General features: G+C 65.3%; 24 protein-coding genes. 10 read left to right on the forward strand and 14 right to left on the reverse strand.

All coding sequences use genetic code 11. The features are described 5' to 3' along the window. The 4 genes from A5636_RS15510 to A5636_RS15525 form a co-directional block, all read right to left on the reverse strand. Positions 1–1,188: an alpha/beta hydrolase gene (locus tag A5636_RS15510; protein WP_065159520.1), complete on the reverse strand. Its 1,188-nt coding sequence runs from the start codon at positions 1,186–1,188 to the stop codon at positions 1–3. Beyond that, the gene (locus A5636_RS15515) at positions 1,185–2,279 is read right to left on the reverse strand and encodes a homogentisate 1,2-dioxygenase (protein ID WP_065159521.1); all 1,095 of its coding nucleotides are present in this window, start codon (positions 2,277–2,279) and stop codon (positions 1,185–1,187) included. Before A5636_RS15515 ends, A5636_RS15510 begins: the two co-directional genes overlap by 4 nt. A gap of 93 nt (positions 2,280–2,372) precedes the next feature. Continuing rightward, positions 2,373–3,341, reverse strand: coding sequence for an NADPH:quinone oxidoreductase family protein (locus A5636_RS15520; protein WP_065159583.1), 969 nt, complete (start codon positions 3,339–3,341; stop codon positions 2,373–2,375). A gap of 21 nt (positions 3,342–3,362) precedes the next feature. Beyond that, positions 3,363–4,361, reverse strand: coding sequence for an oxidoreductase (locus A5636_RS15525; protein ID WP_065159522.1), 999 nt, complete (start codon positions 4,359–4,361; stop codon positions 3,363–3,365). 22 nt (positions 4,362–4,383) lie between these two features. On the opposite strand from A5636_RS15525, the gene A5636_RS15530 reads away from it, so the two are divergent. Beyond that, a complete protein-coding gene (locus tag A5636_RS15530) occupies positions 4,384–5,244 on the forward strand; it encodes an oxidoreductase (RefSeq protein WP_065159523.1) in 861 nt (286 codons plus the stop codon). Beyond that, a complete protein-coding gene (locus A5636_RS15535; protein WP_065159524.1) occupies positions 5,244–5,771 on the forward strand; it encodes a GNAT family N-acetyltransferase in 528 nt (175 codons plus the stop codon). The genes A5636_RS15530 and A5636_RS15535 overlap by 1 nt, the downstream gene beginning before the upstream one ends. Positions 5,772–5,781: 10 nt before the next feature. Here the strand turns inward: A5636_RS15535 and A5636_RS15540 are convergent, their stop codons facing one another. The 3 genes from A5636_RS15540 to hisN form a co-directional block, all read right to left on the reverse strand. Then, positions 5,782–6,984: an acyl-CoA dehydrogenase family protein gene (locus tag A5636_RS15540; protein WP_065159525.1), complete on the reverse strand. Its 1,203-nt coding sequence runs from the start codon at positions 6,982–6,984 to the stop codon at positions 5,782–5,784. A gap of 25 nt (positions 6,985–7,009) precedes the next feature. Continuing rightward, entirely contained in the window at positions 7,010–8,410 is a 1,401-nt protein-coding gene (locus tag A5636_RS15545; RefSeq protein WP_065159526.1) for an acyl-CoA dehydrogenase family protein, read from the reverse strand. Between the two features lie 78 nt (positions 8,411–8,488). After that, a complete protein-coding gene (gene hisN, locus A5636_RS15550) occupies positions 8,489–9,286 on the reverse strand; it encodes a histidinol-phosphatase (RefSeq protein ID WP_065159527.1) in 798 nt (265 codons plus the stop codon). 23 nt (positions 9,287–9,309) lie between these two features. On the opposite strand from hisN, the gene A5636_RS15555 reads away from it, so the two are divergent. Then, positions 9,310–9,660, forward strand: a complete 351-nt coding sequence (locus tag A5636_RS15555; RefSeq protein ID WP_065159528.1) for a hypothetical protein — start codon at positions 9,310–9,312, stop codon at positions 9,658–9,660. Positions 9,661–9,665: 5 nt separating this feature from the next. Here A5636_RS15555 and A5636_RS15560 read toward each other — a convergent pair whose 3' ends face one another. The 3 genes from A5636_RS15560 to A5636_RS15570 are packed head-to-tail and all read right to left on the reverse strand — an operon-like array spanning position 9,666 to position 13,404. Beyond that, entirely contained in the window at positions 9,666–10,448 is a 783-nt protein-coding gene (locus tag A5636_RS15560; RefSeq protein ID WP_065159529.1) for a slipin family protein, read from the reverse strand. After that, on the reverse strand, positions 10,445–11,071 hold the full coding sequence (locus tag A5636_RS15565; RefSeq protein WP_065159530.1) for a hypothetical protein: 627 nt from the start codon (positions 11,069–11,071) through the stop codon (positions 10,445–10,447). Before A5636_RS15565 ends, A5636_RS15560 begins: the two co-directional genes overlap by 4 nt. Before the next feature lie 2 nt (positions 11,072–11,073). Then, the gene (locus tag A5636_RS15570; protein ID WP_065159531.1) at positions 11,074–13,404 is read right to left on the reverse strand and encodes a nitric-oxide reductase large subunit; all 2,331 of its coding nucleotides are present in this window, start codon (positions 13,402–13,404) and stop codon (positions 11,074–11,076) included. A gap of 270 nt (positions 13,405–13,674) precedes the next feature. Between A5636_RS15570 and A5636_RS15575 the strand changes: the two genes are divergently transcribed. The 3 genes from A5636_RS15575 to A5636_RS15585 are packed head-to-tail and all read left to right on the forward strand — an operon-like array spanning position 13,675 to position 16,876. Further along, a complete protein-coding gene (locus A5636_RS15575) occupies positions 13,675–14,499 on the forward strand; it encodes a universal stress protein (RefSeq protein WP_065159532.1) in 825 nt (274 codons plus the stop codon). A 23-nt stretch (positions 14,500–14,522) separates the two neighbouring features. Further along, entirely contained in the window at positions 14,523–15,176 is a 654-nt protein-coding gene (dosR, locus tag A5636_RS15580; RefSeq protein ID WP_065159533.1) for a hypoxia response regulator transcription factor DosR/DevR, read from the forward strand. Continuing rightward, positions 15,173–16,876 (forward strand): GAF domain-containing sensor histidine kinase, encoded by a 1,704-nt coding sequence (locus tag A5636_RS15585; RefSeq protein WP_065159534.1) that lies wholly within the window; start codon positions 15,173–15,175, stop codon positions 16,874–16,876. Before dosR ends, A5636_RS15585 begins: the two co-directional genes overlap by 4 nt. Here A5636_RS15585 and A5636_RS15590 read toward each other — a convergent pair. Next, complete coding sequence (locus A5636_RS15590; protein WP_065159535.1) at positions 16,856–17,854, reverse strand: Acg family FMN-binding oxidoreductase; 999 nt, start codon at positions 17,852–17,854, stop codon at positions 16,856–16,858. The genes A5636_RS15585 and A5636_RS15590 overlap by 21 nt on opposite strands. Before the next feature lie 185 nt (positions 17,855–18,039). Between A5636_RS15590 and A5636_RS15595 the strand changes: the two genes are divergently transcribed. Together A5636_RS15595 and A5636_RS15600 are read left to right on the forward strand one after the other, a co-directional pair. Next, positions 18,040–19,434, forward strand: coding sequence for a WS/DGAT/MGAT family O-acyltransferase (locus tag A5636_RS15595; RefSeq protein WP_065159536.1), 1,395 nt, complete (start codon positions 18,040–18,042; stop codon positions 19,432–19,434). Beyond that, positions 19,435–19,854, forward strand: a complete 420-nt coding sequence (locus A5636_RS15600; protein WP_065159537.1) for a group III truncated hemoglobin — start codon at positions 19,435–19,437, stop codon at positions 19,852–19,854. It begins immediately after the preceding gene. Between the two features lie 3 nt (positions 19,855–19,857). Here A5636_RS15600 and A5636_RS15605 read toward each other — a convergent pair whose 3' ends face one another. Then, positions 19,858–20,286, reverse strand: coding sequence for a pyridoxamine 5'-phosphate oxidase family protein (locus A5636_RS15605; protein WP_065159538.1), 429 nt, complete (start codon positions 20,284–20,286; stop codon positions 19,858–19,860). A gap of 4 nt (positions 20,287–20,290) precedes the next feature. Continuing rightward, positions 20,291–21,262 (reverse strand): Acg family FMN-binding oxidoreductase, encoded by a 972-nt coding sequence (locus A5636_RS15610; RefSeq protein WP_065159584.1) that lies wholly within the window; start codon positions 21,260–21,262, stop codon positions 20,291–20,293. Positions 21,263–21,412: 150 nt separating this feature from the next. Between A5636_RS15610 and A5636_RS15615 the strand changes: the two genes are divergently transcribed. Further along, the gene (locus A5636_RS15615) at positions 21,413–21,616 is read left to right on the forward strand and encodes a hypothetical protein (RefSeq protein WP_065159585.1); all 204 of its coding nucleotides are present in this window, start codon (positions 21,413–21,415) and stop codon (positions 21,614–21,616) included. 9 nt (positions 21,617–21,625) lie between these two features. Beyond that, a complete protein-coding gene (locus A5636_RS15620) occupies positions 21,626–23,215 on the forward strand; it encodes an FAD-binding oxidoreductase (protein WP_065159539.1) in 1,590 nt (529 codons plus the stop codon). A gap of 22 nt (positions 23,216–23,237) precedes the next feature. On the opposite strand, the gene A5636_RS15625 is transcribed toward A5636_RS15620, so the two are convergent. Then, positions 23,238–24,596 carry an FAD-dependent oxidoreductase gene (locus tag A5636_RS15625; RefSeq protein ID WP_065159540.1) on the reverse strand — a complete coding sequence of 453 codons (1,359 nt, stop codon included), beginning with the start codon at positions 24,594–24,596 and terminating at the stop codon, positions 23,238–23,240. Positions 24,597–24,674 lie beyond the last annotated feature (78 nt).

The raw sequence follows: 24,674 nt of genomic DNA on the forward strand, positions 1-24,674 counted from the left end.
TCACCCGGCGCTCGCGAAGTCGTGGCGGATCAGCCAGTCGGTGACGATGTCCACGGCTTGGCGCAGTTTGTCGCGTTGGTCAGGTCCCGCGTAATAATGTGTGGCACCGGGGATTTCGTGCATCTCCTTGTCCGGATGCCCGATCGCCTCGTAGAGCCGTCGGGTATGGCTGGGTGTGCAAGCGTCATCGCCCAGGTTACCGATCACCAGGGCGGGGATCGCAAGGTCTTTCCCGCATGCCACACCGTCGCCGCGCGCCTCGTCGTAACTCCACTGCGACAACCAGCCCCGCAGCGTCGAGTAGCGCGCCAGGCCCACCGGGCTCATGTTCACCACCTGCGGGTCACCCAGGTAGCAGGTGCCGGGCGTGCGTGCGTTGGGGTCGACTGTGGGGTCCAGCCAGCGCGGGTCCGCCATGGTGCCGTGCACTACGAAGCAGAACTCGTCGTCGGGGCGGCCCGCCTCCTTCAGCTCGGCCAGTTTCTCGCGCACCCAGGCCGTGATGCGCCGGTTACGGTCGATCTGAGCCTGCCGATAACGAGCCAGAAACTCCTGGCTGTACGGCGGCTGATTTGGGTTGTCGGGGTTGTAGATGTCGAGTTCGGGATCCCGCTTGGTCGGGTCGGCCTCGTCCAGAATCGACGCATCCAACCATTCGGTAAGGGTGCCGTGCCGGCTGATGTGCGCGGCCAGCAACATGATGCCGTCGGCGGCCGGCAGTTCCAACTGGGTGAGGTCGGGCCCGTCGCCCGACGGGCTGGACGTGATCGTGGCGTGCTGCGCCTGCTGTTGGTAGAACACCGACAACGAGCCGCCGCCACTCCAACCTGCCAGCACCACCTTGGTGTAGCCGAGCCTGTTCTTGGCGTCCTTGATGCACTCGCCCAGATCCTCGACCACCTTTTCCATCAGCAGGGTCGAGTCGGTGCCGCGAAATCGGCTGTTGCAGTAGATGACGTGGTGACCGGCCCGGGCCAGCGCATTGATCATCGGCAGGTACGCGCCGCCACCGATGGGGTGCATGAACACCAGCACGGTGTCCGACGGGCGGTCCTTGGGCTTGAGCAGATAGCTTTCCAGCACGGTGATCTCGGCCAGCCCACCGTACACGTCGCGGACCCCGGAATTGTTCTGGAACGCAACGAGATACGGGATGCGGTCGTACTCGAATTTGACGGCTTGCTTCATTGGTGCTGCCCCAGGTCAGGTGCCAGTACTTCGGGTGATGGTGTCAGGCGACGACGCGTGTCGATGGCGATCACCTGCCAGTCCACCCGCTGATAATCGTCGAACTTCCGGCGGGCCCGTTCGCGGGCCTTTTCCGGCGCGCCGTGGTGCACGCCTTGGGGCGCATGGGAGATCAGCCCCGGCGGCATCGGGATTCCGTACAGCGAACCGCCGTGGAAGAACGCGATCTCGTCGTAGTCGACATTGCGGTGATACCAGGGCGTGCGTTCGGTGCCCGCCACTCCCTCGGCGGGTTTGGGCAGGAAGTTCATCACGTAGACCCCGGTCGCCTGCATGAAAATGTGCACGGTGGGCGGCAGGTGCACACTGTCGGAGGTGACCACGTTGTAGTCGTCGATGTTGAAGGTGAAGGCGAAGTTGTCGCCACGCCAGCCTTCGACATCGATCGGATTGTGTTGGTAGAAAAGGGTTGTCGGCCCGCCGTCATGAACCAGCCGCACCTCGTACTCGGCCCGTCCGTCGTCCTCGATCGGGACCGGTTCGGGAATGGTGGCCTGGGCTGGGTCGAAGGGGAAGTGCCGACCAAGTGCGCCCGGCGGCGGCACCCGGAACTCGTCGGTGGCCTCGATCATCAGCAGAGTGGTCTCGCTGTCGGGCAGTTGACGCCAGGTGCAGGCTTTGGGGAGATAGATCCAGTCGCCCTGCCGGTAGCCCAGCGGCCCGAACTCGGTTTCCAGCAGTCCCACACCCTGGTGGACGAAACACAGCAGATCGCCGTCGACGTGCCGGGTGTAGAACGGCATCGCCTCGTGGCGCCGGCTCAACAGCACCCGGCAGTCGACGTTGCTGAACATCAGCAGCGGACCGCCGTTGGCGTCGGTGGCGTCGCTTGGCTTGAGTTGGTCCGCCAGGACGTCGACCGGGCGTAGCGGACCAACCGCGCGGAACGCGGTCGGGTCGTGGCGACGGTAGATGTTGGCGGTGCGACCGGTGAAGCCGCCGCGACCCAACTCGTCGTCTTTGAGGCCGTCCAGATCGGCGTGGACACGGCGCGGTGTCTTGCCTTTACGCAGGTGGATGAAGGATTCCATGGCTGCCTCGGGGTAGTCGCGGCTAGAAAACTAAAAGTAACGTTACTTTTTCTTCTAGTTCGGCACAAGGACCTGTCGCCCCAACCTGCCTCCTCAGCGGATCCGCAGGACGACCTTGCCCTTGGCGCTGCGATTCTCCAGCGATGCCACCGCGGCGGCCGCCTCGTCCAGCGGGAAGACCTCCGGCTCCGGAGGCGACAACTTGCCGGAGGTGAACAACTCTTCCAGTGCGGCCCACTGCTCCTCGAGCGCACCGGGATGCCTGCCCGCCCAGGCCCCCCAACCCACACCGACAACGTCAATGTTGTTCAGCAGCAATCGGTTTACCTTCACGGTGGGTATCTCACCACCCGTGAAGCCGATCACCAGTAACCGTCCCGCCGGGGCCAGTGAGCGCAGCGAATCGGTGAAGCGGTCACCGCCGACCGGGTCCACCACGATGTCCACGCCGCGTCCGCCGGTCAACTCCTTGACCGCATCCTTGAAGCCGTCGGCCAGCACTACGTCGGTGGCACCCGCCGCGGTGGCGATCTGGCCCTTCTCCTCGGAGCTGACGACCGCGATCACCCGGGACGCCCCCAGCGCCGGGGCCAGTCGGAGCGCCGAGGTACCGATACCGCCGGCCGCGCCATGCACCAATACCGTCTCGTCCGCCTGCAGCCGACCACGGACGGCCAGGGCGAAATACACGGTGAGATCGTTGAACAGCACACCCGCGCCCGCTTCGAAGCCGACGTTGTCCGGCAGCTTGAACAACCGGTCGGGGGAGAGCACCGCCACTTCGGCCATGCCGCCGGTAAGCATGGTCAGCCCGAGCACCCGGTCGCCGGCGCGCACGTGTGCGCCGTCCGGAGCCGACCGCACCACTCCGGCAATCTCGGCGCCGAGGACGAACGGCGGGTCCGGTCGATACTGGTAGAGCCCGCGGGTGAGCAGCGCGTCCGGGAACGCCACCCCGGCGGCGTGCACGTCCACCACCACACCGTCGCCGGTAGGTTCGTCGATGTCCGCCACCTCGATCGCGTCCGGACCGTCCAGCCGAGTCACCCGTGCTGCGCGCATGCCGATCACCCTACTTCCGGCTCAAAAGCCACCGGCAACCCGCACGACGGCCCGTCCCGTGAATGTCCCAGACCGCAGCTGATCCAGCACGCCCACCACGTCCTTGACGTCGACTTCGGTGGTGATCGCGTCCAGATGCCGGGGCCGAAACGAATCACCCAGCCGCGCCCAGATTTCCCGTCGCGGACCGATCGGCAGCTGCACCGAATCGATGCCCAACAATGCCACGCCACGCAGAATGAACGGCATCACGGTGGTGTGCAGGGCGGGTCCGCCGGTGAGGCCACTGATGGCGACCGCACCGCGGTAGTCGACGGCGCTGAGCACGTCGGCCAGGGTGGCTCCGCCCACACAATCGATGCCGGCGGCCCAGCGCGTCTTGTTCAGCGGTCGCGGTTTGGCCTCCGGATCTGCCGGCAACCGGCCGATAACCTCAGCGGCGCCAAGCGATTTCAATAGCTCCTCGGCGGCCGGCTTGCCGGTCGATGCCACTACCCGGTAGCCGGCGGCCGCGAGTAGGTCGACGCTGACCGTGCCCACGCCGCCCGACGCGCCGGTGACGACGACCGGTCCACCGTCCGGCTTGATGCCCCAATCGGATAGGGCCTGCACGCTCATCGCCGCGGTAAACCCGGCGGTGCCGATCGCGGCGGCGTCGCGCGGACCCAACGCGTCCAACCGCACCACCTGGTCGGCTGGCAGCCGCGCGAATTCGGCATACCCGCCATGGTGGCCCGTGCCGACCTGGTAACCGTGCGCGACGACGGCGTCTCCGACGGAGAACTCGGGTGCCTGCGACTCCACGACCTCACCGGCCAGGTCGATGCCCGGTACTACCGGATAGCTGCGGACCACTCCGCCACCGGGTGTGAGCGCCAGCGCGTCCTTGAAGTTGACGCTCGAATAGAGGACCCGGATGGTCACCTCGCCGGGCGGCAGGTCGGATTCTGTGAGTGTCTCGACCGAAGCGGTGATCTGGTCCCCGTCTTGGCGCGCCAGCAGCGCGTGGAAGGAGTTCATAGGACGACGTTAATCTCAGCCCATGAATCCAATTTCACTTGGTCGGTATCCGGTTGCCCGCGTCGGATTCGGGGCGATGCAACTGCCGGGGCCCAACGTGATGGGCCCGCCACGTGACCGCGACGAGGCGCTGGCGGTATTACGGCGAGCGGTCGAGCTCGGCGTCAACCACATCGATACCGCGCAGTTCTACGGGCCGAATGTCGCCAACGAGCTCATTCGCGAGGCGCTGCACCCCTACCCGGAGAATTTGGCGTTGGTCAGCAAGGTCGGTGGCCGTCGGGACAGTGAGGGCGCCTGGCTGCCATTGCCCGATCCGGCCGACCTGCGCCGCGACCTCGAAGCCAACCTGCGCACCCTGGGTGTAGACCAGCTGGCTGCGGTGAATCTGCGACTGTTCGAAAGCAAAGCGCCGGACCAGCTTTTCGACGATCAGTTGGCGGTCCTGATCGCCGCCCGGGAAGAAGGGTTGATCGGCGGCATCGGACTCAGCGAAATCACCCGCGAGCATCTGCTGCACGCCCTGGCGGGCACCGAAATCGTCTGCGTGCAAAATGCTTTCAATCTGGTCCATCGTGCTAGCACGCCGGTCCTGCAGGAATGCACAGCACGCGGGATCGCATTCGTGCCGTTCTTTCCGCTCGGTGCCGCATTCACCGGTCCGCACAATCCGGTGCTGGGTAACGCGATGGTGCGCAACACCGCCGAGCGACTTGGTCGCACGCCCGCACAGATCGCACTGGCGTGGACGTTGAGTGTGGCGCCCAATGTGTTGCTGATCCCGGGCACGTCCTCGGTGCGGCACTTGGAGGAAAACCTTGCCGTCGCCGACATCGAACTGGACGAGGACACGCGCGCACAACTGAACGCCGTCGCCGGCTGATGTTGGTGCGCCCGGCAGGCGCCGCGGATGCCGCTGCCTGCGTCGAGATCTACCGGCCCTACGTGCTCGACACCGTCATCACGTTCGAAGACACGGTGCCGACCGTGCAGGCGATGGGCGAGCGCATTGCTGCTGTGCGGGTCTCCCATGAATGGCTGGTGCTCGAAGCCGACGACGGGGTCGTGGGTTATGCCTATGCCCACCAATTCAATCCGCGCGCCGCGTACCGATGGTCGGTGGAGACCAGCGTCTACCTCAGACCAGAACGGTCGCGCTCCGGGGGCGGACGCATGTTGTATACCGAACTGTTGAGCCGGCTGGCCCGGCGGGGTTACCGGCGTGCCTTCGCCGGCATCACGCAGCCGAACGACGCGAGCAACGGTTTTCACGGGGCGTTCGGCTTCGAGCCCGTCGGCCATTATCGGCGGGTGGGTTGGAAACTCGGCGCCTGGCACGACGTGCAGTGGTGGCAGCGGGATCTGCTTTCCCCGGGCGACGAGGTGGATCCGCCGCCGGAGATTGGCTGACTGGGCGCGGCTACTTGAGTTCGGACGACGAGAGACCGAGCAGGCGACGCGCGACCACCAGTTGCTGAATCTGCTGGGTGCCTTCGAAGATGTCCAGGATCTTGGAGTCGCGTCCCCACTTCTCCAGCAGTGTCTGCTCGGAATAGCCGGTGGTGCCGGCTAATTCGACTGTCTTGAGGGTGACGTCGCTGGCCATCCGGCCGGCCTTGGCCTTGCTCATCGACGCTTCTTTGGAGTTGGGGATGCTGTTGTCGGCCTGCCAGGCGGCGCGCAAAGACAGCAGGTAAGCGGCTTCCCAGTCCGCTTCCATCCGCAGGAACTCCGCCGCAGCTGCGCTCTGGACGTGCGCGGGCCGGTCGTAGTCGATCGCGACGCCGGCATCGGCAAGGATCTTGCGGAGCTCTTCGAGTGCGGCCCGCCCGATGCCGACCGCCATCGCGGCCACGATCGGTCGGGTGTTGTCGAAGGTCTCCATCACCCCGGAAAAGCCTTTGCCCACTTCGATTTCGGGGTTTCCCAGCAGGTTTTCCTTGGGAATGCGGGCGTTGTCGAAGCGGATCGCAGCGGTATCCGATCCCTTGATGCCCAGCTTGTGTTCCAGACGTTCCACGGTGACACCGGGGTGCTCGCGCGGCACGATGAACGACTTGATCGCGGCACGGCCCTGCGATTTGTCCAGGGTTGCCCACACCACGATGTGGGTGGCGCGCGAACCAGCGGTGACATAGATCTTCTCGCCGTTGATCACGTACTCGTCACCGTCGAGCTTGGCGGTGGTGGACACCGCGGCAGAGTCGGAACCGAAATCCGGTTCGGTGATGGCCATCGCGGCCCACACCTTGCCCAGCCGTTCCAGCTGCTCCTCGGTGGCCACAGCGGAGATCGCCGCATTGCCCAGACCCTGATACGGGATGGACAGCATCATCGCCACGTCACCCCAACTGGCTTCCAGCGTCTGCACCAGGGCGGCCATATTGGCGCCGTTGTGGTTGTCCTCTTTGGTGTCGGCGCCGCGCAACTCACCGGCACCGGCGAAGCTGTAGGACTCCGACGCACCCTCGAACAAACTGATCAAGGTGTCGAGTTCGACGGGGTAGGCGTGTTCGCGCAGGTCGTACTTGCGGGCGATGGGCCGCACCAGCTCCGCGACACCCTGGTGGGTCTTGGTGACGACCGCTTGCAGTTTGCGGGGGAGCTCCAGATTGATTGCCATTATTGTACTTTCGTTCTGTCGAGACCTAGATGACCACTACGCCCTCGGCGACGCCGATAGCCCGCAAATCGCGGTACCAGCGTTCGACCGGGTGTTCCTTGGTGAAACCGTGTCCGCCCAGCAGCTGCACGCCGTCCAGGCCGATCTGCATGCCCTTGTCGGAACCCAGCCGCTTGGCCAGTGCCGCTTCGCGGGCAAACGGCAGGCCCTGCTCGGCGCGCGAGGCTCCGCGCCAGGTGATCAGCCGCAACCCGTCCAGTTCGATGGCGATGTTGGCGCACATGAAGGCAACGGCTTGCCGCCGCGCGATCGGCTCACCGAACGCTTCGCGTTCCTTCACGTAGGGGACCACGTAGTCGAGCACCGCATGGGAGGTGCCGACGGCGAGGGCGGCCCAGCCCAGTCGCGCCAATGCGATCGCCTCGGAGTAGTCGTCGTCGGTGGCTTCGTCTTCACCCAGCCGGGCCTGTAGCGGCACCGTCACGCCGCGCAGCTCGACCTGTCCCAGCGCCGCGGCCCGAATACCCATGCTCGGGTCGGGTTTGACGGTAAGACCCTGCGCGGAGGATTCCACGATGAACAATGCGGGCTTGCCGTCGAGCTGGGCGGCAATGATGAAGAGCTCGGCATCCGCCGCGGCGGGCACCAGCGATTTCACGCCGTCCAGCCGGTAGCCGGACGGGGTCCGCACCGCGGTGGTGCGCAACCGGGTCGGATCGAACAGTGGCTGGGGCTCGGCGATGGCCACGCACGCCTGCGGCACGTTCTCACCGGCGAACTCGGGAAGATAGGTGGCCTGTTGGTCCGCGCTGCCCCAGTGCGTCAGGGCGGAGGCCACCCCACCGGGCGCCAGGATCGGCAGCGCCTGTCCCATGTCGCCGTATGCCAGGGCTTCGGCCACCAACACGTTGGTCACCGCCGAGCGGTGTTCGGCAATGCCGTCGAAATCCTCGGGAATGTTGATCGCGGTGATGCCGAGCTCGGCCGCCTTGGCGAGTAAGCCGTTCGGACCTGAAGGATAAGTGGCAGCCTCGTCGGCGTCGTGTGCGGCGGGTCGCAGGATTTCCGCGGCGAACTCCTTGACGGTGTCGGCGATCATCTGCTGGTCGTCGTCGGGCGTCAGGTCGAAATAGTCTTTACCGCTGGACTTGAGCCGGGTCGGTCCGCCTCGCAGGCTCTGCACCTTTTTGAACTGTCGACTTGCCGCGCCCATGCCGGAGAACAGCGTCTTGGTTCCGTACTGCAGGCCGCGGTTGAGCGGATCACGCAAGTTGTATTTGTCCAGGAATTCCTGGCCGACGATCGGCGTGATCAGCGCGATGGCGACGTCGACGCCAGTCCGTTTGTGCGGTTTCATCCCGATCGCTGTCTGCTGGCCACGGCCCTTGCGGCGCGAGCGGGTGGGTTTGGGAGCGGTGTCGGTCATATCAGGCAGCCTCGGTCGTTGGGGCGTTGCATCTCCAACGGTATCTTACTCTTGAGTAAGATAATTGGCTCCTGTTAACTAATTCACACCCTCGCGCAGGCCGTTCAATACCTGCTCATGCAAGATTCCGTTGGTCGCCACAGCACTGCCGCCGTGCGGTCCGGGGGTGCCGTCCAGGGCTGTGAACCGTCCGCCCGCCTCGCGCACCAGGACGTCGAGGGCGGCCAGGTCCCATACCGATACCTCCGGTTCGGCGGCAACGTCGACGGCTCCCTCGGCGAGCAGGCAGTAGGACAGGAAATCGCCGTAAGCACGCACTCGCCAGACCGTATCGGTCAAGTCCAAAAAGTGCTGGCGCAAGCCGAGTTGCGCCCACCCGGACAGGCTGGAAAACGACAAGCTCGCCGAATTCAGTTGTGTCACCGCCGAAACCGACAGTGCCCGCGCAGGCCCCCCGTCGACGGAGGCGAACGCGCCCGCGCCGCTAGCCGCCCACCAACGGCGCTGCAGGGCCGGTGCGCTCACCACCCCGACGACGGGGATGCCGTCCTGCAGCAGCGCGATGAGGCTGGCCCACACCGGCACCCCCCGCACGAAGTTCTTGGTGCCGTCGATCGGATCGATGATCCACTGCCGTCCGGAGAATGTGGTTGTTCCGCCGAACTCCTCGCCCAGCACACTGTCGTCGGGCCGACGCTCGGCGATCGCCGCTCGTAGTTCGGATTCGACGGCGCGGTCGGCGTCGGTGACCGGGGTGAGGTCGGGTTTGGTGTCGACCCGCAGGTCGAGTGCGCCGAACCGGGCGCGGGTCACCGTGTCCGCGCGGTCGGCCAATGCCAGCGCGAACTGCAAGTCGTCTGAAACCGGGTCACCCATGGCAGCAGTCCTACCATGGACGTGTGTGGGAATTCTTGGTGCTGCTTTTGCTGGTCGCCGTGCTGGTGGTGTTCTTGGCGCCACGGTTCATCAAGCCCGGCCCGCGCGGCGCCCTGGCCAGCGGCACGCTCCTGGTAACCGGTGTCACTTCGGGTTCGCCCGACGCCTCGGGCGAGCAGGTCGTGACGATCTCCGGAGTGATAAATGGGCCCACGGTGAATGAGCATGCCGTGTACGGGCGCATGATCGTCGGCGACACTGCGCCGCGGCCGGTGACCGGGCAACAACTGCCTGTGGTGTATTCGCCGAAAAATCCGGACAACTGGAGTTTCGCTCCGTCCGAGCCGCCGGCACCACTGGACGAGCAGGACTGACCGCGTTACTTGTTGTGATTGAGGCTGTTCAATACGGCCTCCGGATTGCGCAGGAACGGCGTGATGATGTCGACGGGCAGCGGGAATACCACCGTCGAGTTCTGATCCGCCCCCAGCTCCAAAAGCGTCTGTAGATAACGCAATTGCAGTGATGCGGGGCTTTTGGACAGGGTTTCGGCGGCTTGGCGCAGTTCCTCGGACGCCTGTAGCTCTCCGCGTGCGTTGATCACCTTGGCACGGCGCTCGCGCTCGGCCTCGGCCTCGCGGGCCATCGCGCGCTGCATCGACTCGGGGATCTCGACGTCCTTGATCTCGACCACATGCACCTCCACGCCCCAGGGTTCGGTCATCTTTTCGATGATCGTGCGCAGGTCGTTGTTGAGATCCTCCCGGTGGGCCAGCAGGGTGTCCAGGTCGACGCGACCCAGCAGTGATCGCAGCGTCGTCTGAGCGATCTGAGAGGTAGCGACCGCGTAATTCTCCACCGCCAGAATCGCTTTCAGCGGATCGGTGACCTGAAACATCACCACCGCGTTGACCCGGGCCGGCACGTTGTCGCGCGTGATCACCTCCTGGGGCGGGATGGTCAACGTCACCAGACGCTGGTCGACCCGGATGATCTTGTCCACCAGGGGAACCAGTAGCCGCAGTCCGGGTTGGTAGAGCGGGCGGACATGGCCCATGCGGAACACCACGCCCCGCTCGTACTCGCGCAGCACCGTCAACGAGAGCACCGCAATCAGCGCCAGCACACCGATCCCGACCGCCCCCACCAATACCCCGGTCATTTCGTCTTGTCCTCCTTGCCTTCCCAGCCGCCCCAGCGGGTGGAATAGCGGTCGATGGCCGCGGCCACTTGATCTTCGACGGCGGTGCGGTGCGGTAGGTAGTCCGGCGCGTTGGACGGTGTGTTCCACAGGTGGCGGACCAGCGGCAGCCCGAGCAGTGCGACGATCGACACGGTGCCCACCAGGACCAGCACATCCGCCGGCGAATGGTTGGGGAGCAACATCGCCACCGGCAGCACAATCCCGAAAGCAGCTACGCTGCAGGCGATCCCGCGGTGAAAGCGACCGGCTTCAGAATGTGGCCACGGATCGACCTCGCGGCTGATCTCCCGGCCATGATCGGATGTGGTGCAGGTCGACTTGACCGGGCAACTGTTGCACACCACCGGTAACGCCCGATAACGCATCACCCGATGCTTGGGGTCGAAGGAAGTGGGCCACAGCCAGTGATCCTGCGGGCATACCCAGGCGTCGTGGTCGGGACGGTAATGGAATTGCCCCGTACGCCATGCCGCAGCCCGCGCCGAAGCATGCCGAGCCATCACGTCGAAGCACCACCCGATGGCGAGCAGAATCAGCGAGTACCCGGCAATCAGCCATACCGACGTCGCGGGCGAGGCCACCGTCAGTCCTTCGCCGGGGCCGGCTCCACCGCAGCATTCTCGGTGTACAGCGGATGTTCGGGCAGCTCCTCGACCGTGATGCCGGAACGGAAGTGGCGCAGCGCAGTCCAGGCGATCCAGACGAACGGCAGCACACCGCCGACGATCAGGATGATGTCGCCGGGCATCCGGAGCCATTCGAGCACCGCATTACCGGGTTTGGTGATGTAGCCCAATGACCGGGCCTCGAAGTAACCGTCGTTGACCGAGTGGAACAACTGCAGCACGCCCAGCGGGAGCAGCGTCACGAACACCATCCACGCCAATCCGATATTCATGCACCAGAACGAGATTCGGGCCAGCTTCTCCGGCCACTTGTCGGCCGGTATCGCGTAGCGGAACGCGAACAGGGCCAAGCCGACGGCCAACATCCCGTACACGCCCATCATGGCCGCGTGACCGTGATTCGCGGTCAACGCGGTGCCGATCTGGTAGTAGGACACCACCGGAAGATTGATCAGGAAGCCGAAGATGCCGGCGCCCAGGAAGTTCCAGAAGCCCACGGCGACCAGGAACATGACCGCCCAGCGGTGCGGGAAGGGATTCCCGTCACCGGACTGTTGCCGCGCACCCAACTGCAGGAACGCCCACGCTTCGACGGTTAGAAAGGTCAGTGGAATGACCTCGGCTGCTGAGAAGAACGCGCCGAGCGCCATGTGTTCCACCGGGGTGCCCGAGAAATACAGATGGTGCATGGTGCCGATGACGCCACCGGCGCTGTAGAGGATGACGTCGAGGAAGATGACACCCAGTGCGATCCGCTCGCGCACGACTCCCAGCAGCACGAACATGTAGGCCACCATCACGGTGGTGAACAACTCGAGGAAGTCCTCGACCCACAGGTGCACCACCCAGAACCGCCAGAAGTCGGCGACCGTGTAGTGCTCGTCGCTGCCGGCCAGCAGGCCCACGGTGTAGAACACCGGGATAGCCAGCCCCGAAAAGAAGAACAGCCACGGCATGTTCATTTTCGACTCGCCCTTGAGCCTGGCCCGCATTCCGCGCCAAATGATCGCGATCCAGACGAACATGCCGATGATCAGCAGGATCTGCCATAACCGCGGCAGGTCGAGGTATTCCCATTGCTGGGAGAACAACCCGCCCTCGGGGATCACGCCGTAGATGGACAGCGCCTCACTGACCAGCGAGCCGACCACGACGAGCGCGACAGCGCCAAGCAGCACGTACGCCAATAGCGCCTGACGTTTCGGCTCGCGTCGGGCAATGAACGGCACCAAGAAGATTCCGCCGGCCAGGAATGCCGCCGCGGTCCAGAACAGCGCCAGTTGCAGATGCCAGGTGCGGGCCAGGTTGTAAGGCAGCATCCGCGCCAGGTCGATGCCGAAGAACGTCGACAGGTCGGCACGGTAATGCTCGGCCGCCGCGCCCAACAGCGTCTGGGCCAGGAAGAGCACGGACACGACAGCAAAGAACCAGATGCAAGCTCGTTGCGCCGGGGTCAGACCGACCTCTCCGGGTTGCCGGAAGGAAAGGGTGGATGTCTCGGCGCCGTGCCAGCCGACCTTCTGGCTCCACCGTCCATACACGCCGAACATGACGCCGATTCCGCCCAGCAGCGCGATCAGTGACAAGGCAGACCACACGATCACCGACGCGGTCGGGCCGTTGTCCACGCGTTGCTCGGCCGGCCAGTTGTTGGTGTAGCTGTACTTGTGACCGGGACGTTCGGCAGCCGAGGCCCATGCGGTCCACGCGAAGAACGAGGTCAGTTGACGGATTTGGGTCTTGTCGGTGATCAAGTGCGGCAACAGCCCGTATTTGGTGGAGTTCTCACCGAAATTCGCCGCGTAGTGGCTCTGGATGCGTTCGAACGCCGCCGCCTGGTGATTGGTGAAAGTCAGGGTCTTGGTCTCGGCGTTGTAGCGGTTGGTGCGGAATTCGGTGACCACCCGTTGGCGCGGCTCGGGCACACCCTCGCCGCGGAACTGGTCCGCGACGTCGTCGGTCGCCATCCGCAGGTAGTCGGCCGTGTAGTCGGGACCCAAGTAGGCGCCGTGTCCCAGCACCGACCCGTACTGCATCAAACCGCGGGCCTGGAAAAGCTCCTGGCCTTTCGTGATGTCGTCGTGGGTGAACAGCACCTGACCCGTTTCGCTGACCACTTTGTCCGGCAGCGGCATCGCCGCCGTGTACGTGCGGTAGGCCAGGATCCCCATCACCAGGAATCCGAAGATCATCACCAGTGCGACGGCCTGGATCCAACCTTTCCCGATGAGGGGTTCGTGTGATGGCTTGCCGGGGTTCGGTGCTGACGGACTCTCACGTAATGCCATTCGAGATCTCCTATCTGGGCGGGGATCTAAGCGCCGGACGGTACGCCGGACGCCGCGCATCTATTGAGCGCAGCGCCGTTGACTATCCAATTCGCGTAGCGCCGCGCACGCAAGGCTAAATTTGCCGCGCGTTCGTTTCCTAGGGACTTATGGCCCTTTCCCAGGGACCATTGCCTCTGGGGTCTGGAGGTGTAGCTCAATAACGTTGGTCCCAAGCAGCCAAGCTCCTAAGCAGCGAAGCAAGGTAAGAAGCAAGGTGAGGAGACCGCGATGAGCAACCGCGAATCAGGTCCTGCGATCGTCGTAGGCATCGACGGGTCGAAGTCGGCAATGCACGCGGCGCTGTGGGCCATCGATGAGGCGGTGCATCGAGACGTCCCGTTGCGACTGGTCTACGTCGTGGACGTAGCCGCACACGCACACGCACACGCAGCCGCAGCCACACCCGCTACCGGGACAAGCGATGTCCAGCGGCGGCAGGCCACCGCCCGCGCCGCGTTGTACGACGTCCTGCGGGCGATCGACGCGACCGGCAAACCGGTCATCGTCGAAACGGACATCCTGTGGGGTAGGCCTCTCACCAAGCTGATGCAGGAATCCAGGTCCGCACTCATGGTCTGCGTCGGCTCGATAGGACTCAACCACGCGCGCAGCGGCCAGGGCTCGGTCGCAGGTGCGCTGGCCGGATCGTCGCTGTGCCCCGTCGCTGTCATTCAACAAGCACCGGACGGCACCGTAACCCCCCACATCAGCAGCGTCGTTGCGGAAGTGGACAATGGATCTGTGTTGCGACACGCATTCGCCGAAGCCCGCTTGCGTGGAGTTCCGTTGCGTGCCGTATCCGTTCAGGCGAACCACGTCGACGATCAAAAGGGTTCGGAGCAAGGACAATTAGATCGCCGGCTGTCCAGGTGGACCAGGTTGTATCCCGATGTGCCGGTGGAACCTGCCCTCGTCCGCACCCGCGCCCGCCGCTACATGGCCGACCATGCGGAGCCAGGTCAGTTGTTCGTCACCGACGCGCATACCGCACAGCTGTGCAGCGTGTACGGCGCGGGATCGTCGGTACTGACGGTGCGGTGCGGCAACTTGTAGTGGATTGAGTTCGGAGGGGTGCGTTGGTAACGGTCTTCTTGGTCGACGATCACGAGGTGGTCCGGCGAGGCCTGGTCGACTTGCTCGGCGCCGACCCCGATCTGGACGTCGTCGGCGAAGCCGGTTCGGTCGCCGAGGCGATGTCGCGCATCCCGGCGGCCAAGCCGGATGTGGCGGTTCTCGATGTCCGGCTGCCCGACGGGAACGGCATCGAACTCTGCCGGGATCTGTTGTCCCGCATGCCTGAGCTGCGCTGCCTGATCCTGACGTCGTATACCTCCGATGAGGCGATGCTGGATGCGATCCTGGCCGGCGCAAGCGGATACGTCGTCAAAGACATCAAAGGCATGGAACTGGCGCGCGCCGTCAAGGATGTGGGTGCCGGCCGGTCGTTGCTGGACAATCGCGCCGCGGCCGCCCTGATGTCCAAATTGCGCGATGCCAACTCCAAGCCGGATCCGCTGTCGGGTCTCACCGATCAGGAACGCACGCTGCTGGGCCTGCTCAGCGAGGGCCTGACCAACAAGCAGATCGCTGATCGGATGTTCCTGGCCGAGAAGACGGTGAAGAACTACGTATCCCGGCTCCTGGCCAAGCTCGGCATGGAGCGACGGACCCAAGCCGCAGTATTCGCAACCGAATTGAAACGATCGCGGCCACCCGGTGACCGGCCATGACATCGGAGGACCCCGCATCGCGACCGTTGCGCCACACACTTTCCCAGCTACGGCTGCGGGAATTGCTGGTTGAGGTTCAAGACCGCGTCGAGCAGATCGTCGAGGGCCGCGACCGGCTCGACGGGCTGCTCGAAGCCATGCTCGTGGTGACCTCGGGGCTCGAACTGGACGAAACATTGCGCACCATCGTGCATTCGGCGACCAACCTGGTCGATGCCCGGTACGGCGCGCTGGAGGTCCATGATCGGGACAACCGCGTGTTGCAGTTCGTCCATGAGGGTATCGACGAGCAGGCTGTGCGGCGCATCGGCCACCTTCCCGAGGGTCTAGGTGTCATCGGGCTGGTCATTGATGAGCCGAAACCGCTTCGCCTGGACGACATCTCGCGCCACCCCGCCTCCGTGGGTTTCCCGCCGTACCATCCACCGATGCGCACCTTCCTCGGGGTGCCGGTGCGGGTCCGCGACGAAGCGTTCGGCACGTTGTACCTGACGGACAAGACCAACGGGCAACCGTTCAGTGACGACGACGAGGTGCTGGTGCAGGCGCTGGCCGCGGCCGCGGGAATCGCGATAGCGAATGCGCGGCTGTACCAACAGGCCAAGGCGCGCCAGTCCTGGATCGAGGCCACCCGCGACATCGCGACCGAACTGCTGTCCGGCACCGAACCGGCGACGGTGTTCCGGATGGTCGGCGAGCAGGCGGTGAACCTGACCGGGGCGGACGCGGCGTTGGTGGCCGTGCCCCTCGACGAGAGCACCCCGGCGGCCGACATGGCGGAGCTACTGGTGCTTGAAACAGTCGGCGACTCGGTGCATGGCCTGGCAGGACAGACCCTCCCGGTCACCGACACAGCTCTGGGCGACGTATTCGTCAGCAACACGCCGCGCCGGATCGACCGCCTCGAGTTGGACGGTATGACTGAGCTCGCCGAGGCGGGGCCGGCGCTGGTGCTACCGCTGCGAACCACCGAATCCGTGGCCGGAGTTGTCGTGGTGTTGCGCCGAGGATCTTTCACAGCCGAACAGCTCAACATGATGGCGGCCTTCGCCGACCAGGCCGCGCTGGCCCTGCAGTTGGCCACATCACAACGCCGGATGCGTGAACTCGATGTGCTGACTGATCGCGACCGAATCGCGCGGGATTTGCATGACCACGTCATTCAGCGGCTGTTCGCGGTCGGTCTGTCGTTGCAGGGAACGGTCTCGCGGACGCGTGAACCCCAAGTGCGGCAACGGCTTTCCGAGGCGGTCGATGATCTCCAGGCGGTCATCCAGGAGATCCGAACCACCATCTTCGATCTGCACGGGGCCGCCCAGGGCATCACCCGGTTACGGCAGCGAATCGATACTGCCGTCGGGCAATTCGCCGGCTCGGGGTTACGCACCACCGTCCAGTACATCGGACCGTTGTCGGTGATCGGCACCGGGTTGGCGGACCACGCCGAGGCAGTGGTCCGGGAGGCGGTCAGCAACGCCGCTCGGCACGCCCAGGCCACCACACTGACGGTGCGGGTCCGGGTCGAAAACGACTTGTGCATCGAGGTCAGCGACAACGGCCGCGGCATGCCCGAGGACTACACCGCCAGCGGCCTGACCAACCTGCGGCGCCGCGCGGCGGAGGTGGACGGCGAGTTCGTCATTGAGAACCTGCCCGACGGTGGGACTTGGTTGCGCTGGTCAGCACCCCTCGTCCAGTGACGGCCTGGTCCACTCGAGGACGCGGCTCAGCTGACGTCGCGGGGTGGCCGGCAGGGGATCGGCGTTGATCGGCGCCCAGCCCACCCGCAGCAGCATCTGCGGATAGCCACTGGCGCCGAACACGTCGTCGCGAACAGCTTCGCGCGTCGCCGGGATCTCCAAGGGCTCGGTGATCGGGCAGCACGCCAACCCCATCGCGGTGGCGCTCAGCAGGACAATGCTGGTCGCCTCGCCGGCACGGAGTTGAGCCAACTCATCGTCCTGCTCGGTGCCCAGTGCCAGGATCGCAGCGCCGTCGTCGGCGGGGGAGATGCCGGTCGGTTGCGCCAGGCCAGGGCCGGCGAACAGGCGGCCGGGGATCGGCGCGTTGGGGTCCGACGGCGGCACGCTGCGGGCCGGCACCCCGGCAACCGAATCGTAGCGACCGCTCCATGTGGTGAGTTCGCGCATGTATTCAGTGCTGGTCGCATGTTTCCAGACAGCTTGCATCGCAATAGCTTTCATTCTTTCGATGGCGTCGACCTGTCGCAGCATGACGCCACTGCGGGCCGCTCGAGCGGCCATCTGCGCGACGTCGCCGCCGGCTACCGGCCACGAGCTGTAGGCGCGGCGGTCGGTCCGTCGCCGCGGGATGGCTGCCGCCAGCGCGATGTCGGCCTGATCGGGCACTTGGGGTACCACCTCCAGGGCGGCCAGATGGCGGTGGTTGCCGGGATCAGGAAAGCGACTCACCTTGGCGTGCCAGCCCATCGATGCCAACGCGACGACGCAGTGATGGAGGGCGATGCCACAGCTGATCATCAAGTCACGCCCGTCCGGGTCGGTACTCTGCAGTTGCAGTTCTGGCTCGGAGAACAAATCCAAACTCGCGACACCCACTCGCCAGCGCCACGGTTGCGTGTTGTAGATCGAAGGCGCACGAGTGGCCAGCGTGAGGACCGTCCGCAGAGTGTCGGCATCCGGAAATTCAGCGCTCATGGGTCCCGGACTTCTCCTATCAATGACTGTGGTCATTCTCTCAATGATTGTCCACCGGCCGCGGCCACGGCAGAGCCACAAGCCCCGGCAGCGAAGGACTTTTGGCCCTGCTCCGGGGCACCCCTGGCCGCGGATAGTGAGGTTGGGAATTGCAGACAAACGTCACGCGAGGCAAAGGGACGATCATGGACCACCTGACCACACTGGACGCCGGGTTTCTCAAGGCCGAGGACGCCAACTCTCGGGTCAGCTTGGCCATTGGCGGGTTGGCGGTCATCGAAGGGCCGCCACCCGAACAGGACGCGTTGATTGCGGCGTTCGGAGAACGCATTCGCGGTTGTCCGCGGTTCGGGCAGCGGCTACGGCTGCACCCGTTGGACCTGGGCGCGCCGGAATGGGTGGACGACCCGGGCTTCGAGATCGAGCGCCACGTGCGGCGCGTGGGGTTGCCGCATCCCGGTGACGACCGAGCGCTGTTCCAGGTGATCGCCGACGTGATGGCACGCCGCCTGGACCGCGATCGACCGCTGTGGGAGGTCTGGGTCATCGAGGGACTGGCCGACGATCGCTGGGCGATGCTGACCAAGCTGCACCATTGCATGGCTGACGGCATTGCCGCCACTCATATGCTTGCCGGCCTGTGCGACGACGGAATGGATGGCAGTTTCGCTCATCACGTGCAGGCCGCCCACGCCACCGGCAAGGGCCTGAAAGCGGTTCCAGCCCAACGTAGAACACTGTTCGGTGGTCTGTTGAACGTATCGGCTGCGCTGACCACGGGGATGATCCGCGCCGCTCAAGGTGCCGGCGAGATTGCCGCTGGTCTGTTGAGCCCGGCGGGGTCTTCGCTGAACGGACCACTGAGCGACTTACGCCGGTACGGCGGAGCACGGGTCGCCATGGCCGACATCGAACTGATTGCCAAGACCTTCGATGTGACCGTCAATGACGTTGCCTTGGCAGCGATTACCGAGAGCTACCGCAACATGATGGTCGAGCGCGGCCTGACCCCGTTGCGCGATTCGCTGCGGACCCTGGTGCCCGTTTCGGTGCGGTCGGCCGATGCGTTCGACAAGACCGACAACCGGGTGTCGGTGATGCTGCCCAATCTGCCGGTGGATGAGGAGAATCCGTTGCAACGTCTGCGGACCGTGCACGACCGGTTAGGCCGGGCGAAGTCCAGCGGCCAGCGACAGGCCGGAAACGTGTTCGTATCCTTGGCCAATCGCGTTCCGTTCGTACTGAGCGCCTGGACAGTTGGGTTGCTGATGCGCTTGCCGCAACGTGGCGTGGTGACAGTGGCGACCAACGTCCCCGGACCGCGCCGGCCGCTGCGGGTGATGGGCAAGCAGGTGATCAGTTTGTACCCCGTGCCGCCGCTGGCGTTAGACCTGCGGACCGGTGTGGCAATGCTCAGCTACGCCGACGACCTGTTCTTCGGCATTCTGGCCGACTACGACGTGGCCGCCGATGTGGACCACCTGGCGCGGGGGATCGAGTCCGCGGTGGCCCGGCTGGTGGCAATCACCAAGCGGCACAAGAACCCTCCGAGCCGCGGCAAGCTGTCACTGGTGGTCTGAATGGGCGAGTCACCCGGCGCCGATTTGGTCGGCCGAGCCGACGTCGAGGCGCTACTGCAGCGCTTCTACAGTCAGGCACTGCACGACGAGATCTTGTATGCGCCATTTGCCGAACTGCGGGCCAACGGGCTCACCGACCACCTGCCGAGAATGTGCGACTTCTGGGAGACGGTGCTGTTTCGCGCCGGGAAGTACCAGGGCAGTGCGCTGGCGGTGCATCGAGACATTCACCTGCGGACACCGTTGTCCGCCCGCCACTTCGTTCGTTGGCTGACCCTGTGGCGCGACACCGTCGACGAGATGTACACCGGGCCGGCTGCCGAGCGAGCCAAAGTCCAGGCGGGACGGATCGCGTGGGCCATGCATCGTCGGCTCACCGGTTCCAGCGCAAGCCAATTGGACGCAGTGGTCGCCCGCTGAGCGTTATGCGACCGTTTCGTTGCGGTCCGGCTCCGGGCCGAATACAAAGCGGCGGCCAGTGATGTCTGTCGCGGTGACCCGCACGTAGTTGGATTTATGCGTCGAGGTCCAGGGGTAGAGTCCGGCGCGGTCGGCTTCCTGGATTTCCGCATCCGTCTTCAACAGGTGCGCGCGGCCCCGGACAATCACGCTCCACCCTTGGGCGACGTTGTGGTCGTCGGCCTCGAAGAGCACGGTGTGGTTGGCCACCGCCGAGAACAACTTGGTGCCCTCGGCGGTCCGGAACAGGATGGTGCGGTTTTGCGCCACGTAGTTGACCGGAAAGATTTCCGGTTCGCCGGCGAAGGTCGTCACCAGCCGACCGAGGGCGGCGGTGCCCAGCAGATCCCAACTCTCGCTTTCGGACAGGACGGTGATCGGCTCGTCGGTCATCGGGTCACCTTTCTTGTGGCGATGCACGAAATTCCAGGACTGCGTTCAGCGGGCGCCGTGGCGTCGGCGGCTCCAGAGCCTCCAGCACCGGCGTGATGCCGACCCGGATCAATACTTGCGGTTCCCCGCGCTGTCCGATCAACTCACGCACCATGTCACGACTCTCTGTCGATTCAATCAGGTGAGTCAAGCTGCAGGTTGCCATTCCGGCCATAGTGCATTCCAGCAGCACGCGTGACAGGGTTTCGCCGCATCTGAGGATGTCGGCCCTGGTGTCCTCCGGGGTCGACAGCACGAGGATCTGCGACCAGTCGGTCGCGATTTCGGTGCGCCTGTCCTGGTGGCCGCGAAGCGGAAACTCCCGCGCGACATCCACGCGCGCCCGCTCGCTGTCCGAGGCCAAAGCGGACGGCGGCATACCCTCGCATAACGCGAATGGCGAAGTCCACCAATCAAGTTCGGCATGGTACAGCGCATCGTCGCGGCGCAGCGCCGCGCTGAGGTGAGACGCCTGGACCAAGCGCGGCCGCTGGTCGTCGTCGAGCACGTCGATGGTGACGACGTCGTCGTCGACGGTGCTGCGCAGCACGGCTTCGAATTGGCTCCAGTACGTAGGTCGGTCGAACGGCAGCCGATCGGTGCGGCGTTGCAGGATAGCTCCCGCGCGATCGCGCTGCGCCCGGGTGATCTGGCTGATCGGGGTGAACTCGAGTGTCGCCAGATGCTCACGGTTGTTGGGATTGGGGAAGCGGGCGATGCTGGCGCGCCATCCTGCGGCGATCATGGCTGTGCGCAGATGGTCGAGCGCGGCACCACAACTGATCAACGCTTCCCGCCCGGAATCGTCTGTGGCAGGCACCGTTCGGTTGCGATCGACGAAGAGATGGACGACGTTGTCCTCGGCTACCCACCGCCACGGCTGGCTGTTGTGCACCGACGGTGCCCGGCAGGCCAGCAGAACCGCGTTCCTGAGCACCTCTTCGTCCACGGCCACGACGTTACGGACGTCCGTGGCGAACCGGTAGGGACTTCGGTCCTCACTCTGTCCGTGCCATCGTCAGTCGCGGGGACCACCCATCCCGCCGACACCGCTTGCATTGTGCTGCTCACCTGGCATTCTGAACGGATGGCAGGCAAGGAAATCGACCCGATCCGCGCCAAGAGCGCACTGGCAGTGATCAGGCAGAACCCGGGCATAGCGCTGTTCGCGGCGTCGCCGTTTGTCGCGCTCGTCGCGGTCACCTGGGTCTTGGCCGGCGCCGGTTGGGGCATTGTGCTGGCGCTGGTGCTCCTGGTGGCCGGCGGGGCGATGATCGTTTTGAAGCGCTGACCCACCGACATGCGGTCGTGGTGGGGGTGGGGAACGCTCGAACAGGCTCTCACGCAACACGAGACGAGCGAGTTGGTGACACGTGTAGCTGCCATGCTGCCGGGTCACGACCTGACCGACCACCGGCCACCTGACCCCGCCGCGCTCGGCTTGCCCGACCCGCGGGTCACTCCGCCGGCCGCGCTGGCGGGATTGTGCTCGAACCAGGTGATCGATCGGGCCGGACATGCGCGCGGCAAGGCGTTTCGCGACGTGGCACGAAATCTGCAGGGCAATCTCGATCACGTTCCCGACCTGATCGTGCGGCCGCGCCGCGAACAGGATGTCGTCGATGTGCTGGATTGGTGTACGAGCGAACAGATTTCAGTGATTCCGTACGGCGGCGGCAGCTCCGTGGTGGGCGGCGTGGAACCGCGTTTCGAGGTGCCCGCAGTCACGCTGGACGTCAGTGCGATGAGCGCGGTGGTCGAGGTCGACCAGATCAGCCGGGCCGCTCGGATCCAGGCGGGCGCGCTCGGGCCCTGGATTGAAGACCAGCTGCGCCGGCACAATCTGACGCTGCGACACTTCCCGCAGTCGTTCGCGTTCTCCAGCCTCGGCGGCTGGCTGGCCACCCGCGCCGGCGGGCACTTCGCGACCCTGTATACCCATATCGACGATCTGACCGAATCCGTGCGCGTGGTCACCCCGGCCGGGATCAGCGAATCGCGCCGACTGCCGGGTTCGGGCGCCGGCCCTTCACCCGACCGGCTCTTCGTCGGCTCCGAGGGCACGCTCGGCGTCATCACCGAGGCATGGATGCGGTTACAGAATCGTCCGCGCTGGCAGGTGACGGCATCTGTGTCGTTCCAGGATTGGACCGCGGCGGTCGCCGCGACCCGCGCCATCGCGCAGGCCGGATTGTTTCCGGCCAACTGCCGACTGCTCGATCCTGCCGAGGCGTTCCTGAACGCAGGCACCGCGGTCAGTGGTGGTCTGCTGGTGCTTGCTTTCGAATCGGCGGACCACCCGATAGATCCGTGGCTCAACCGGGCGGTGGAGATCGCCGCCGAGCACGGTGGCACCGTCCTTGCCCGCCGCAGCCGCGACTCCCAAAGCGGAAGGGCGGAAATGGGTTCCGCGGACGCCTCGGAGAGCTGGCGCTCGGCGTTCCTACGGATGCCCTACCAGCGGGACGCCCTCGCGCGCCGCGGCGTCATCGCCGAAACCTTCGAAACCGCTTGCACCTGGCACGGATTCGAGGCTCTGCATGCCGCGGTGACCGACGCCGCCCGGACCGCGATCGAACGGGTCTGCGGCGCCGGGGTGGTGACCTGTCGATTCACCCATGTGTACCCGGATGGCCCGGCCCCGTATTACGGGATCTACGCCGCCGGGCGCTGGGGTTCCCTGGACGCACAGTGGGATGAGATGAAAGCCGCTGTCTCCGAGGCGATTAGCGCCACTGGCGGAACGATCACCCACCATCACGCGGTCGGGCGCGACCACCGGCCGTGGTACGACCGGCAACGTCCCGACCCATTCGCGGCGGCCCTGCGTGCGGTCAAGCATGCGCTGGACCCGGCCGGGATTCTCAATCCCGGAGTGCTGCTGGGATAGTGGCGACCCGCTTCGCCCGCTCTCAGCCGTGCCCGATGTCGAGCAGCTTGGTGAGGTTGGGCAGTTTGACGCGGGGCCGGCCGTGCGGCTCGCCGGCAGCTCGCTCGAACTGGTCGATCACTTCCCAGTGCGCGGTGGTGACCACCTTGGGCTGGCGTTCGGTCAGCCAGCCGGCGAGCCGGTCGGCGTGATCGTCGGGGAAGTCCGCCAGTGCGGCGCCGGCCAGATCCTGGAGGAGGGTGTCGACGGTGTCTTGCGAGTCCGATTTGTTGGTACCGATCACCCCGGTGGGACCGCGTTTGATCCAGCCGACGACATATTCGTTGCGGCTGCCGTCGATCCGGCCGTCGCTATGCGGGATGGTCCCGCGCTTCTCGTCGAACGGCAGTCCGGCCGTCGGCACGCCACGGTAACCGACGGAGCGCACGACGAGCTGCGCCGGAAGCTCCTCACGCTCGCCGGTGTCCTTGGCCGATACCCAGCCGCTTTCATCGGTGACCAGTTCGTTGCGGCCCAGCACGATGCTTTCGACGTGCGTCTCGCCCTTGATCTCGATCGGTGAGGTGAAGAACCGGAACACAATTCGGCGATGGTTCGGCCGCGGCTCGCGTTCGGCGTAACCGCGCAGCACCTTGATGTTCTGTTTGGTTGTCTTGCCCGCCGCCTCGACGTCCTCGTCGCTGATGTCCTGCAGTTGAGCTGGGTCGACAATCACGTCGACACCCTCGAGCTCACCGAGCTCGCGCAGTTCAAGCGTGGTGAACGCGGTCTGCAGCGGACCGCGACGGCCGATGATCACCACCTCGCCCACCCCACACGGACGCAGCGACTCCAGCGCGTGATCGGCGATATCGGTCTGTGCCAGCACGTCCGGGTCGGTGACCAGAATCCGGGCGACGTCGATGGCGACGTTGCCGTTACCCACCACGACCGCTCGCGCGCCGGACAGGTTCGGTGTCTTGTCCTCGAAGTGGGGGTGTGCGTTGTACCAGCCCACGAAGTCGACGGCGGAGATGCTGCCGGTCAGATCCTCACCGGGAATGTTCAGAGGTTTGTCCGACTGAGCGCCGACGGCGTAGATCACCGCGTCGTACCGGTCGGCCAGTTCGGCGCTCTGGATGTGCTCACCGACCACCACGTTGCCGAAAAAGCGGAACCGCGAGTCGGCGGCCGTTTTCTCGAACTGTTTGCTGATCGACTTGATCTTGGGGTGGTCGGGTGCCACGCCGGAGCGCACCAAACCCCACGGGGTAGGGAGCATCTCGAGCATGTCGACGACCACGTCCAGTTCTTTGGACGAGTCAGCGGCCTTGAGCAGGGAAGCGGCAGCGAAGAAACCCGACGGCCCGGAGCCGACGATCGCCACGTGGTAGGGACGCATGTAAACCTTCTATTCGTGCCCGGCTGCAGCCGCAAGGGGCGCGGTGCACCTGATGGTCTCCTGATGCTAGACGGTGCT

Source organism: Mycobacterium asiaticum (assembly GCF_001673315.1).
GTDB classification, from domain to species: domain Bacteria; phylum Actinomycetota; class Actinomycetes; order Mycobacteriales; family Mycobacteriaceae; genus Mycobacterium; species Mycobacterium asiaticum_B.